13 protein-coding genes are annotated in these 12,138 nt (G+C 72.4%); 5 read left to right on the top strand and 8 right to left on the bottom strand.

What is annotated here, in order from left to right; translation table 11 throughout:
• Both CKO43_RS22970 and hemP read right to left on the bottom strand, forming a co-directional pair.
• The coding region (locus CKO43_RS22970; protein ID WP_200380099.1) for a hypothetical protein at positions 1–282 on the bottom strand (282 nt) is incomplete at its 3' end.
• A 73-nt stretch (positions 283–355) separates the two neighbouring features.
• Positions 356–580: a hemin uptake protein HemP gene (gene hemP, locus CKO43_RS22965; protein WP_200228459.1), complete on the bottom strand. Its 225-nt coding sequence runs from the start codon at positions 578–580 to the stop codon at positions 356–358.
• A gap of 199 nt (positions 581–779) precedes the next feature.
• Here hemP and CKO43_RS22960 point away from each other — a divergent pair, with 199 nt between their 5' ends.
• Entirely contained in the window at positions 780–1,421 is a 642-nt protein-coding gene (locus tag CKO43_RS22960) for an exopolysaccharide biosynthesis protein (RefSeq protein WP_200380098.1), read from the top strand.
• Here the strand turns inward: CKO43_RS22960 and CKO43_RS22955 are convergent, their stop codons facing one another.
• The gene (locus CKO43_RS22955) at positions 1,422–3,095 is read right to left on the bottom strand and encodes an AMP-binding protein (protein ID WP_200228464.1); all 1,674 of its coding nucleotides are present in this window, start codon (positions 3,093–3,095) and stop codon (positions 1,422–1,424) included.
• Between the two features lie 168 nt (positions 3,096–3,263).
• On the opposite strand from CKO43_RS22955, the gene CKO43_RS22950 reads away from it, so the two are divergent.
• The 3 genes from CKO43_RS22950 (at position 3,264) to CKO43_RS22940 (ending at position 4,345) form a co-directional block, all read left to right on the top strand.
• Positions 3,264–3,749 (top strand): HAD domain-containing protein, encoded by a 486-nt coding sequence (locus CKO43_RS22950; RefSeq protein WP_200228467.1) that lies wholly within the window; start codon positions 3,264–3,266, stop codon positions 3,747–3,749.
• Between the two features lie 61 nt (positions 3,750–3,810).
• On the top strand, positions 3,811–4,131 hold the full coding sequence (locus CKO43_RS22945) for a hypothetical protein (protein ID WP_200228469.1): 321 nt from the start codon (positions 3,811–3,813) through the stop codon (positions 4,129–4,131).
• Positions 4,118–4,345: a SlyX family protein gene (locus CKO43_RS22940; RefSeq protein ID WP_200228471.1), complete on the top strand. Its 228-nt coding sequence runs from the start codon at positions 4,118–4,120 to the stop codon at positions 4,343–4,345. Before CKO43_RS22945 ends, CKO43_RS22940 begins: the two co-directional genes overlap by 14 nt.
• 9 nt (positions 4,346–4,354) lie before the next feature.
• Here the strand turns inward: CKO43_RS22940 and CKO43_RS22935 are convergent, their stop codons facing one another.
• The 4 genes from CKO43_RS22935 to CKO43_RS22920 form a co-directional block, all read right to left on the bottom strand.
• Positions 4,355–6,511, bottom strand: coding sequence for a TonB-dependent siderophore receptor (locus tag CKO43_RS22935; RefSeq protein WP_200228474.1), 2,157 nt, complete (start codon positions 6,509–6,511; stop codon positions 4,355–4,357).
• 181 nt (positions 6,512–6,692) lie between these two features.
• Positions 6,693–8,471, bottom strand: a complete 1,779-nt coding sequence (locus CKO43_RS22930) for an ABC transporter ATP-binding protein (RefSeq protein WP_200380097.1) — start codon at positions 8,469–8,471, stop codon at positions 6,693–6,695.
• Positions 8,468–10,219, bottom strand: a complete 1,752-nt coding sequence (locus tag CKO43_RS22925; protein WP_200228530.1) for an ABC transporter ATP-binding protein — start codon at positions 10,217–10,219, stop codon at positions 8,468–8,470. Before CKO43_RS22925 ends, CKO43_RS22930 begins: the two co-directional genes overlap by 4 nt.
• 74 nt (positions 10,220–10,293) lie before the next feature.
• On the bottom strand, positions 10,294–10,485 hold the full coding sequence (locus CKO43_RS22920; protein ID WP_200228478.1) for a hypothetical protein: 192 nt from the start codon (positions 10,483–10,485) through the stop codon (positions 10,294–10,296).
• Between the two features lie 107 nt (positions 10,486–10,592).
• Between CKO43_RS22920 and CKO43_RS22915 the strand changes: the two genes are divergently transcribed.
• The gene (locus CKO43_RS22915; protein WP_200228480.1) at positions 10,593–11,501 is read left to right on the top strand and encodes a helix-turn-helix transcriptional regulator; all 909 of its coding nucleotides are present in this window, start codon (positions 10,593–10,595) and stop codon (positions 11,499–11,501) included.
• Between the two features lie 19 nt (positions 11,502–11,520).
• Here CKO43_RS22915 and CKO43_RS22910 read toward each other — a convergent pair.
• Positions 11,521–12,138, bottom strand: a 618-nt coding sequence (locus CKO43_RS22910; protein WP_242481309.1) for a CAP domain-containing protein, incomplete at its 5' end; no start/stop codon positions are given.

Genomic DNA, 12,138 nt, shown 5'->3' with positions numbered 1-12,138 from the left:
GCCGAATAGCGCCAGCGCGGCGGCGATCTCGCGCCGGCGCGGGCGCAGCCGGCGCGCCGCCAGCGGCGACTCGCAGCGGTCGAAACAGCCGGCATGCGCGGCCACCAGCTCGGCTTCGCGCACGCCGATGGCGGCGGCGGCATCGCTGCGCAGCAGCGCGGCGTCGGCCGCGGGCGCGCTGCTCAGCGTGCGCAAGGCCAGGCGCAGCGCCGGTGCACGCACGCCCGGCGGCGGCAGGCGCAGGCCCTGGAGCAGGGAGGAGACGGCGGGGATGTTCTGCACGGGACGCTCCAGGTGGGGCGCGCACGTGCTGGCTGGTGGCTGGCTGGTGCTGCGGCGGCGAAGGTGGCGAGGACTACTTGGTCAGGATCAGCTTGCCCATCGAGGTGATGCGCATGCGGTAGAGCGCGTCGCCGTGAACGATCTCGATCTCCTCGCTGCCGGCGAAGAGCACGGCGCTGTCCCAGCGTGGACGGCGCCCGGCAGCGGCAGGTTTGTGCATCACCGCCGCGGCTGCCGGTCGGGCCGGCGCGTCGGCCGGCGGGCGGGCGGCCGGCTCGAGAGGTTCGGGGTGCAGCATCGTGGTGTCGCGGTGGATTCGTGAAACAGCAATGTAATGCGAACCATTCGCATTAACAAGCCCATTGTCGCGAGGATGACGCGTTGTCCGGTGCTGCGGCGCGGTCTTCGAGGCCGGATGACCCCGAATCCGGGCCCCGGATGCCGGCGCTGTCACCGGGAACCGTTACAACAGCGGCTGCCCGCCGCGACGACGCCCGATGCCCCGGATCACCCTGCTCACAGAACCCCAACGCCTGCCGCTGTCGGCGATGCTCGCCGCGCTCGCGGCCGACGAAAGCCGCGAGCGCATCGCCGTCGGCGATCTGCTGGCGGCACTGGGCGACCGGGCGCTGGCCGCGCTGCTCTTCGTCTTCGCCTTCCCGAACGTGCTGCCGATGCCGCCCGGCACCTCGGCGGTGCTGGGGGCGCCGCTGGTGTTCCTGGCGGCTCAGCTGGCGTTCGGGCGTGCGCCCTGGCTGCCGGCGGTGATCGCCAGCCGCTCGATGACACGCGCCGACTTCGCGGGGCTGGTGGCGCGCGTCGGCCCCTGGCTGGCGCGTGCCGAATGCCTGCTGCGGCCGCGGCTGTCGCTGCTGGCGGCGCCGCCGATGGAGTACGCGATCGGCCTGCTGTGCCTGCTGCTGGCGCTGGTGCTGGTGCTGCCGGTGCCGCTGGGCAACATGCTGCCGGCGCTGGCCGTCAGCCTGCTCGCGCTCGGCGTGCTCGAACGCGACGGCGTCTGGGTGCTGGCCGGCTTCGCCACCTCGGTCATCGCCGCCTTCGTCGTCTCCGGCGTGGTCTGGGCGATGGTGAAGGCGGCGGTCTACTTCGTCACCAAGGTGCTCGGTTTCGGCGTCTGATCAGGGCGTGGCGGGCGGCGCGTCGCGCAGCTCGCGGCGCAGGATCTTGCCGACGTTGGTGCGCGGCAGCGGTTCGCTGCGGAACTCGATGCGCCGCGGCATCTTGTAGCCGGTGAGGTGCTGGCGGCAATGCGCCAGCAGCTCGTGTTCGCTCAGCTCGGGGTCGGCGCGCACGACGACGGCCTTGACGACCTCGCCCGAATGTTCGTCGGGCACGCCGACGGCGCCGGCCTCGCGCACGCCGGGGTGCATCGCGAGCACGTCCTCGACCTCGTTCGGGAACACCTTGAAGCCCGAGACGACGATCATGTCCTTCTTGCGGTCGGTGATGCGCACGAAGCCCTGCTCGTCCATCGTGCCCATGTCGCCGGTGCGCAGCCAGCCGTCGGCGGTGAGCACCTCGGCGGTTTCGTCGGGGCGCAGCCAGTAGCCCTGCATCACCTGCGGGCCGCGCAGCCGGATCTCGCCGACGCTGCCCGCTGGCAGCACGCGGCCCTCGTCGTCGGCGATGACGACGTCGGTGCTGGGGATGGGCATGCCGATCGTGCCGCTCCACTCGACGACGTCGACCGGATTCGCGATCGCCACCGGCGAGGCTTCGGTCAGGCCGTAGCCCTCGACCAGCGGCACCTTGGCGCGTTCGCGCCAGCGCTGGGCGACGACCTTCTGCACCGCCATGCCGCCGGCCACCGCGAGCTTCAGCCGCGACAGGTCGATCGCGGCGAAGCCGGGCGCGTCGAGCAGCGCGCGGTACAGCGTGTTGACACCGATGATCCCGGAGAACGGCACCGAGGCCAGCGTCTTCAGCATGTCGGGCATGTCGCGCGGGTTGGCGATCAGCACCAGCATCGAGCCCTTGCGCAGGAACACGATCGAGGCCATCAGCGCGAACACGTGGTACAGCGGCAGCGGCAGCACGACGGTCTCGCGCCCGTCCTCCATGTCGCGCGCCAGCCAGGCGCCGACCTGCAGCACGTTGGCGAGCACGTTGCCGTGGCTCAGCATCGCGCCCTTGGCGACGCCGGTGGTGCCGCCGGTGTACTGCAGGAAGGCGAGGTCGGCCTGCGCCAGCGTCACCGGCTCGAGCACGCGGTGGCGCCCGGCGGCCAGGGCCTGCGGCAGCGACACCGCACCCGGCAGCCGCCACTGCGGCACCATCTTCTTCACGTGCTTGACGACGGCGTTGACGATGCGGCCCTTGAAGCCGAGCAGGTCGCCGACCTGGGTGGTGACGATGCTGCGCAGCCGCGTCGCCGCCACCACCGGCTCCAGCTTGGAGGCGAAGTTCTCGAGCACGACGATGGCCGCGGCGCCCGAGTCCTGCAGCTGGTGCTCCAGCTCGCGCGGCGTGTACAGCGGGTTGACGTTGACGACCACCAGCCCGGCGCGCAGCACGCCCAGCAGCACCACCGGGTACTGCAGCAGGTTGGGCATCATCAGCGCGACCCGTTCGCCGCGTGCCAGGCCGGCGTCGTGCTGCAGCCAGGCGGCGAAGGCCAGGCTGGCTTCGTCGAGTTCGCGGTACGTCATCGTCCGCCCCATCGAGTGCAGCGCGGGACGGTCGGCGAAACGGGTGCAGGCCTCGGCCATCGCGTCGACCAGCGACGTGTGACGGCCGAGGTCGATCTCCGCCGGAATGCCGGCGGGATAGTGGGCGAGCCAGGGCTTGTGCATGAGGTCGGCGATGGTCTCACAGCCGCCGCGCGCGCACCCCTCGTCGAGATGACGAGCACTGACGAAAGTCAAAACGCCGCACCGCTGCGGGGCATGTGCACTGTCATGCAGCGTTCACCACGCTGCCATCGAAAGCGTGGACGATGTTCGTTCTGGAGGCGCCACGAGATGTTGATCTTTCTGAACACCGATTGCCTGATGAGCGCCGCCGACGCGGCCGCGCACACGCGCGGCGGCGTGCCCGGCTTCGAGGCCGTGCTGCAGGCCTGGCCGCAGCTGCGCCTGGTGCTGACCAGCGAACGCCGCCACTGGACGACGATAGACCGGCTGGGTGCGATGTTCAGCGCGCCGCTGCGCACGCGCATCCTGGGCACGACGCCGATCTACGGCGCGCTCGCCCAGTCGCGCCCGGGGCGCGAGGACGAGATCCTCGACTGGCTGCGCCAGGGCGACGCCGACGACGCCGACTGGCTGGCGGTCGACGACCGCCACGACGAGTTCCATGCCCACGCGCACCGCCTGATCGCCTGCCGCTGGTTCGGCCCGGACGAGGCCGAGGCGCTGCACGGGCGCCTGCACCAGCGTTCGCTGCAGCGCGAGGCGGTGCTGCGGCTGCAGCCCGCGGCCCGGCGGCCGCTGCCGCTCGGTGCCTGACCCCGCGGCTGGCAGGCGGCTCGCGGCGCGCACACAATGCGCGCCTCTAGAGGACCCGCGCATGGACCAAGAATTCCTGGACGGCATCGCCGAGCAGTTCACCGACATCCCGATGGACGAGCTGATCAGCGGCCCGCTGATCGCCCACTGCGACCCCGAGCTGAAGACCGCGCTCGCCGGCGCGCGCTACATCCGCTTCGCCGGCTTCGCACTCGACGCCGACGGCGGCCTGCCGCAGGTGAAGTTCGAGTGGCAGCGTGGCGACGCCGCCGCACCCGAGATCCTGCAGGTGCCGATCCCCGGCGCCAGCGCCGAGGACCTGGTGCAGACGCTGGAACGCGAAGGCGGCGGCGCCATCCGGGCCCAGGATGACCAAGCCTAAGCTGGACGCCGCCGTCGTCGAGCGCCGCCTCGAGGACATCGAGGTCAAGCTCGCCTTCACCGAAGACCAGCTGGAAAAGCTCGACGCCGTCGTCGTGCGCCAGCAGCAGCAGATCGAGCTGCTGACGCGCGAGCTGGTGCAATTGCGCCAGCAGGGCAGCGCCGAGCCGGCGACCGTGCGCAGCCTGCGCGACGAGCTGCCGCCGCACTACTAGCGCCTGGGACTACCAGCGGTAGCTGGCCGTCATCACGACTTCGCGCTTGGTGCCGTACCAGCAGTCGCCGCGGTTCAGGCAGGCGGCGAAGTAGGTCTTGTCGGCCAGGTTGGTGACGTTGAGCGCCAGCGACCAGCGCTGCAGGTCCCAGCCCAGCATCGCGTCCATCAGCGTCACCGAATCGGTGCGCAGCGTGTCGTAGCCGTCCCAGGTCGGGCCGACGTGGCGCACGCCGAAGCCGGCGCGCACGCCCGGCAGGCCCCAGGCCGCCAGCCGGTGCACAGCCCAGACGGCGGCGCCGTTCTCGGGCACGTTGGCGACGCGGTAGCCGGTCTCGGTGTCCTCGGTGCGGGTGCGCGACCAGCTCGCGATCAGCTGCCAGGCGGCGAGGTCGGCACGCAGCTCGACTTCGGTGCCGCGGGACTCGACGTCGCCGAGCTGGCGCGTCGTGCCCGGGGTGTCGCCGTCGGCAACGCGGCCGGTCTCCTTGAGACGGTAGGTGGCGATGCTGGCGGTGAGCGGCGAGCCCGCCGGCTGCCACTTGATGCCAGCCTCGATCTGCTTGCCGCGCAGCGGCTGGAAAGCGTCGCCGGTTTCGCTCGTGCCCTGCGGCTCGAAGGACTCGGAGTAGCTCAGGTAAGGCGAGAGCCCGCCGTCGGCGAGGTAGACGCCGCCGACGCTGCGGCTGGTGGCGTTGACCTTCAGGTCCTCGCTGCCTTCGGAGAGGGTCTTGCTGCGGTCGTGGCGAATGCCGGCGCTCAGCGCCCAGCGCTGGCCGATCTTGATCTGGTCCTGCAGCAGCACGCCGACCTGATCGACACCGCTGTGGCCGGAATAGCCGTCGAGCGTATTCGCGCTCGTCAGCGTCGGCGGCGTCCACTGGCCGTAGGTCGGCGTGTAGACGTCGAGCGCGGTGGCGTCGCCGGCCCAGTACAGCCGATTGGTGCGCTGGCGCATCGTGTCGACGCCGGCCAGCAGCGTGTGCTGGAGCTCGCCGGTCTTCAGCCGGCCCTGCACGAACAGGTCGGCGCTGGTGATGCGGTCGGTGTCGTCGGTGGCGTACCAGGTGCGGTTGAGCGAGCGGCCGTCTGCCAGGAAGCCTTCCCAGTAGTTGGCGTACATGCTGCGGTGTTTGCCTTCGACGACGTCGCGGCGCAGGCGCTGGGTCAGCGTCCAGTCCTGCGACAGCTTGTGTTCCAGCTCCCAGCCGAAGCGCCAGCGATCACCGCCGTAGGTGTCCCAGCCGGGTTCGCTGACGAAACGCTGCACCGGGATCTTGCCGTTCGGGCCGTCATAGAGCGTGCCTTCGAGCGGGAAGAAACCTTCGGTGCTGCCGCTCTCGTCCTTCTGGTACTGGGCGTAGACCCACAGCCGCGTGTCCGGCGTCGCCTGCCACTGCAGCGAGGGCGCGAACAGCGTGCGCTCGATGTCGGCGTGCTCGACCTGGGTGCCGCTGTCGCGGCGCAGCGCGAGCACGCGATAGGCCAGGCGGCCGTCTTCGGTCAGCGGGCCGGTCAGGTCGGCGGCGATCTGCTTGTGGTCGTTGTTGCCGACCTGCACCTGCACCTCCCGCGCCGCCTCGGCCTGCGGCCGTTTGCTGACGAGGTTGACGACGCCACCAGGGCCGTTCTGGCCGGTGATGACCGAGGACGGGCCGCGCAGCACCTCGATGCGCTCGAAGGCGAAGGGTTCGTCGCGCACCACGCCGTACCAGCCCGACAGCGGCCGGCGCAGGCCGTCGACCAGCGTCGAGCCTTCGCTGCCGCCGCGCAGCGAGAACCAGTCGCCGCGGTTGTCCAGGCCATAGACGTCGGCGCTGACGCCGGCGGTGTAGCGCAGCACCTCCTGGATCGTCTGCGCGTTCTGGTCGCGCACCTGCTCGGCGGTGATGACGCTGATCGACATCGGGATCTCGTTGAGCGGCGTGTCGGTGCGTGTCGCGGTGGCGCTGCGGCGCGCGGTGTAGCCGGGCACGGCGGAGGTCGCGGTTTCAGCGCGGCCGGTCGCCTTGATCGCCGGCAGCGTGCCGTCGTCGGCGGCGACGCCGGCAGACGTGGCAGCCGGGGCGTCGGCGTTGGTTTGTGCCTGGGCGCCGAGCGCCATGAACGAGGCGACGGCCAGTAGCGTGATGCGCGGCACGGGCCGGGGCTTGGAGGGCGAGGTCATTCGGGCAAGTCCTGCGTGATGGCGCCACGACAGCTGCGGCGAGGCGCGCCGGAGTCGTCATGGCCTGATACGGCCGCGGACTGTAATGCGACTCCTTCTCATTTGCGAAGGCGTGGAGATGACGGCGTGTGAGCTGTGGCGTCATGGCGACAGCGCAGCGTTCGCCGTGGGCCGCCGATGTTCAGGCGCCGACGTGCCAGTCCTTGACCTGCTGCTGCGCCTGCCACATCGTGCGGTAGCGGCCGGGCTCGGCCAGCAGTTCGTCGTGACGGCCCTGCTGCACCAGCCGGCCTTCGTCGAGCACCAGGATGCGGTCGGCCGCGGCGATGGTCGACAGGCGGTGGGCGATGACGATCACGCTGCGCTCGCGCACGAGGTGGTCGATGGCGCGCTGCACCGCGAGTTCGCTCTCGGTGTCCAGCGCCGCGGTGGGCTCGTCGAGCACGACGATGGGCGCGTCCTTCAGCAGCGCACGCGCGATCGACAGCCGCTGGCGCTCGCCGCCGGACAGGCGTGCACCGATCTCGCCCAGCCGCGTCTGCCAGCCCTGCGGCAGGCGCTCGATGAAGTCCAGGCACTGCGCCGCACGCGCCGCGGCGACGACCTCCTCGTCGGCAGCGTCGGGCCGCGCCATGCGGATGTTGGCGAGCACGGTGTCGTCGAACAGGTAGACGTCCTGGAACACCACCGAGACCTGCGCGTTCAGCGCCTCGGCGGGAATGGCGCGCAGGTCCACACCGCCCATCAGGATGCGGCCCTGCTGCGGGTCGGCATGGCGCAGCAGCAGCCGCAGCAGCGTCGACTTGCCCGAGCCCGAGGGGCCGACGAGCGCGGTCAGGCTGCGTTCGGGCAGATCGGCGTCGACGCCGCGCAGCACCGGCGAGCCGTCTTCGTAGGCGAAGCTCACGCCTTCGAGCCGCAGATCGTGGCGCTCGGGGCTGCGCGCCGGCTGCTGCTGCGGCAGCGGCGCGACGGCCATCAGCGCATCGATGCGCTCGAGCGCGGCCTCGATCAGCTCGAAGATCGCGGTGTAGGCGACGAAGTCCGACAGCGGCCCGGCGAAGCGCACGACCAGCACCAGCGTCGCGGCCAGCAGCGCCAGGTCCAGGGTGCCGGCGGCGACCCACCAGGCGCCGAGCGCGACGATGACCAGCAGCCCGAGCTCGACGACGCTGGCGATGACGACGTTGGGCTTGCTGCCCTTGCGCTGGCCCAGGGTCTGGATGCGCTCGAGCTCGGCGAAGCCGGCACACAGCGTTGCCGCGCGCTCGCCTTCGCAGCACGCGGCGCGCAGCACCGGCAGGCCCTGCATGTACTCGAGGATGTCGGCCGCGGTACGCGCGTGCGCCGCGCCGACGACGCGCATGCCGCGCGCGAACGCCGGGCGGCGCCAGCGGTACAGCGGCACGATCGCCGGGAACACGAGCAGCAGCAGCAAGGCGATGCGCCAGTCGAACACGAACACCGCCAGCGCCGCGGCCAGCGGCGTGACGAGTGCGATCGCCACCAGGTTCACGATCGTCAGCGTGTAGTTGAGGTTCTCGTCGACGTTGCCCAGCAGCATCGCGTGGACCTCGCCGCTGCGTTTGTCCTGCAGTTGCAGCAGCGGCATGCGGCGCAGCTGCTCGCCGAGGCGGGTGCGCAGTTCGTGCGTGGTCAGCGCCATGCGGCCGCCGTAGTCGAAACCCTGGGCCCGCCAGCGCAGTGCCAGCGACGCCAGCCCGAGCACGGCCATCGCCGTCAGCCAGGCCCAGGCCGCGGCGGCGTCGGCGTGCGTCAGCAGCGCCTGCAGCAGCGGATAGCTGCAGGCCAGCGCCAGCCCCTGCAGCGCCGCGGCCGCGAACAGGCCGGCGAGACTGGCGCGCAGTGCCGGCGCGTGATCGCCAGCGCTGCGCAGAAGCTGGCGATAGGTGGCTATCCACGGCGTCGGCCGCAGCGCGCCGTATGCGGTAGCCGTCATGCGCCCTCCCCGGCGGCCGGCGCCTGCGCGCCGCTCGAACGCAGCGCCCAGTGCTGCGCGTCTTCATGGTGACGCCACAGGCGCGCGTAAAGCCCGGCGCGTGGCAGCAAATCGTCGTGGCGGCCGGCCTCGACGAGGCGGCCGCGGTCGAAGACCAGGATCTGGTCGGCGTCGCGGATCGTCGCCAGCCGGTGCGCGACCATGATCACCGTGCGCCCGCGCATCAGCGCCGACAGCGCGCGCACGATCGCGGCCTCGTTCTCGGGGTCGGCGAAGGCGGTGGCTTCGTCGAGCACCAGGATGGGCCGGTCCTGCAGGATGGCGCGTGCGATCGTCAGCCGCTGGCGCTGGCCGCCGGACAGGAAGACGCCGCGTTCGCCCACCGGCGTGTCGTAGGCCTGCGGCAAGGCGGCGATGAAGTCGTGCGCCTGCGCCGCGCGTGCGGCCGCCTGCACCTGCTCGGGCGTTGCCTCGGGCCGGCCCAGGCGGATGTTGGCGGCGATCGTGTCGGCGAACAGGAAGGCGTCCTGGAAGACGAAGGCCACCTGCGACATCAGCGTCTGCGGCGTCATCCGGCGCACGTCGACGCCGCCGACACGCACCGCGCCGCGCTGCACGTCCCAGAAACGCGGGATCAGCCGCGCCACCGTCGTCTTGCCGGCGCCCGAGGGGCCGACCAGTGCCGTCACGGTGCCCGGCTCGACCCGAAAGCTCACGCCCTCCAGCGCCGCCGCGGAATCGGGGTCGTAGGCGAACGAGACCGCGTCGAAGACCACGCCGGCGTCGCTCGGCGCCTGTTCACGCCCGGGCGCGGGCAGGGGCAGCGGCGCCAGCGCCAGCACCTCCTGGATGCGGGCGGCGCTGAGCTTGGCCTTGTCGACCATGTGCATCAGCGCCATCAGCGGCATCAGCGCCTCGGCCATGCCGGTGCCCAGCAGCAGCACCCCGAGCCAGCGGTCGAAGGCCAGCGAGGCGTGCTGCGTCAACCACAGCCCGAGCGCGAACAGCACCAGCAGCGTCGGCAGCGGCCCGAGCACGGCCATCGAGAAACGCGCCGTGAAGCCCGCGGCGCGGTACCAGAGCACCAGCATCTCCAGGTAGGCCGCGAGCGCACGTTCATAGCGGCCGAAGGTCGCGCGCCCGGTGTCGAAGCTGCGCACCACCGGCATCGCCTGCAGGAACTCGACGATCGCGGCGCTGACCTGCTCGCGTGCGGCGTGATAGCGGCGCGACATCTCGCCGCGCCCGCGCATCGCCAGCGACATCACGGCGACACCGAGCACCAGCACCGCGGACGCGCCCAGCGCCAGGCGCCAGTCCAACACCAGCAGCACCAGCAGCGTGGCCAGCGGTGCGACGTAGGCGCGCGCGTACAGCGGCGTGCTGTCGGCGACGAAGACGTGCAGCGCCCCGACGTCGTCCTGGACCACCTTGGCCAGCGCGCCGGCGCCCAGCCGCTGCACCTCGCCCAGCGACAGGCGCGCGACGTGTTCGGCCAGCCGCGCGCGCAGCAGCGTCTCCAGGCGGAACGCGGCGTAGTGCGAGCGGTTGAAGGCCAGCAGCCGCAAGCCGTAGGCACCGACGGTGCACAGCGCCGCCGCCAGCAGTTCGGCCACCGGCAAGCGGGCCGGCTCGCGCTGCAGCGCGCCGACCACCAGCGCCAGCGCGGCCAGCGCCGCCATTCCCAGCAGCACGCCGACGGCCGCGATCGCCATCGCCGCGTCGATGCGCCGGCGCACCGGGTCCATGATCGCCCAGGCCTGGCGCGGGCCAGAGTCGACAGAGGGCGGCGTGCCCGCGGCGGGCAGGGACTGGCTGTCGTTCATCGGGTGCTGGCCCGCACGCACGCGGGCTGTTCGGGGCCGGCAGCGCCGACAGACGCGGCTCGATCGGTCAGGCGTACACGCACGACGGCGGGCAGCAGGCTGTCGTGCCGCGGCAGCGGCGCGGTCAGCGGCATGAACGTCCACGGCAGCGTCTGCGTTACATCGCCGAGTCGGTTGGCATCGGACATGGCGGTCCTCGGGAAGCACTAGACTTTGCGATGCTAATGATTCCCATTTGCGCCGCCACCCGGATCGCGACGCCCGCCGCCCCGATCGCCACCACCACCACAACCCGATGAAGCCGAGCCCAGCCCACGTCGTCGAGTTCGGGGCCCGCGACATGCTGGAGCGCCACGCCGAGCTGGACTTCGGCGACGGCGCCCGCTCGCGGCTGGACGTCGTCGCCCTGCCCGACGGCAGCCGGCTGCTGGGCTGGCAGGCGCAGTTCGAACGCACGCTCGAACTGCGCCTGCACGACGACAGCGACGCCGTGCACCTGAGCTACACGCTGCAGGGCCGCAGCCGCTGCTGGATCAGCCGCGATGGCCGCACGCGCGAGCACGCGCTGGACGAAGCCGCCGGCCATCTGCACCACGGCCCCGGACGCCGCGCGCGCTTCCTGCAGTGCGGCGGCTACCGCAGCGTCTCGGTCGTGCTGCCAGCGGCGTTGGCCGCGCCGGTGGCGGCAGCGTCGGCCGGCGGCTTCACGACCGGGCTGCGCGGGCGCGAGCTGCACGCCTGCGCGCTGGGGCTGGCCGCGGCGCTGGCACCCCGGGCGCCGCCGCGGCATACGCTGTGGCTGCAGGGCCAGGCGCTGGCCTTCGTCGGCCTGCTGCTCGAAGCCGGCGCCGGTGGCTGCGAGCCGGCGCCGGACGCAGCCGAACGACAGCGCCTGCTCGCCGCCCGCGACCGGCTGCTCGCCGACCTGTCGGCGCCGCCGCTGCTGGCCGAGGTCGCCACCGCCCACGGACTGACGCCGGCGCGCCTGCAGCGCGGCTTCAAGGCGCTGTTCGGCCGCAGCGCCTACGCCTTGTTCCAGCACGAACGCATGCAGGAAGCCCGCCGCCGGCTGCTAGCCGATGCCGCCAGCGTGACCGACGTCGCCACCGAGCTGGGCTACACCAACACCAGCCACTTCGCGGCCGCGTTCCGGCGCGAGTTCGGTGCCCCGCCCGGGCAGCTGGCCGGCCGCCGCCGGGGCTGATGCCGGCCCGGTGCCGGCCTCAATCGCGGAAGTTCTGCGTCACGACCAGACCGTGGCGCCCGGCGTCAAGCACGGCGATGCCGGCGCGGCCGAAGGCCGCGCGCAGGATGTTGGCGCGGTGGCCGGGTGAATTCATCAGGCCGCGATGGGCCAGGGCCAGCGTCGGCGCGAGCGCGAGGTTCTCGCCGGCGGCACGGAAACGCAGGCCGGCGCGGCGCATGCGGTCGAACGGCGTCACGCCGCCAGGGTCGAGGTGGGCGAAGTAACCGCGGGCCAGCATGTCGCGGCCGTGTTCGCGCGCGACCGCGGCCAGCGCCGGGTCGGCGGCCAGCGGCCCCAGGCCGGCGGCGACACGCTCGGTGTTGACGAGTTCGAGCATGCGCGCCTCGAGTTCGGGGCGCTGCGGCGCGTCGGCGACGACGAAGTCCAGCGCCACGGTCTCGCTCGAGTCCGGCGCCACGGTCAGGCGCTGCAGGCTGCGGTCGACGGCGGGCTCGAAGATCGGTGCCAGGCGTTCGCCCAGCGCGGCGGCCGGCGCTGCCAGCGTCTCGGCGGCGCGGCTGTCGCGTGCCGCCAGCGTCAGCCGGTCGGCCAGCGGCAGCGTGAGCAGCAGCAGCGCGGCGAGCGCCGCCTGCAC

It is taken from the genome of Rubrivivax gelatinosus (assembly GCF_016583785.1).
In the GTDB taxonomy this organism is placed as follows: domain Bacteria; phylum Pseudomonadota; class Gammaproteobacteria; order Burkholderiales; family Burkholderiaceae_C; genus Rubrivivax; species Rubrivivax gelatinosus_B.
Note: the sequence above shows the minus strand (reverse complement) of the source record. Positions and strands in the feature narration are given on the sequence as shown.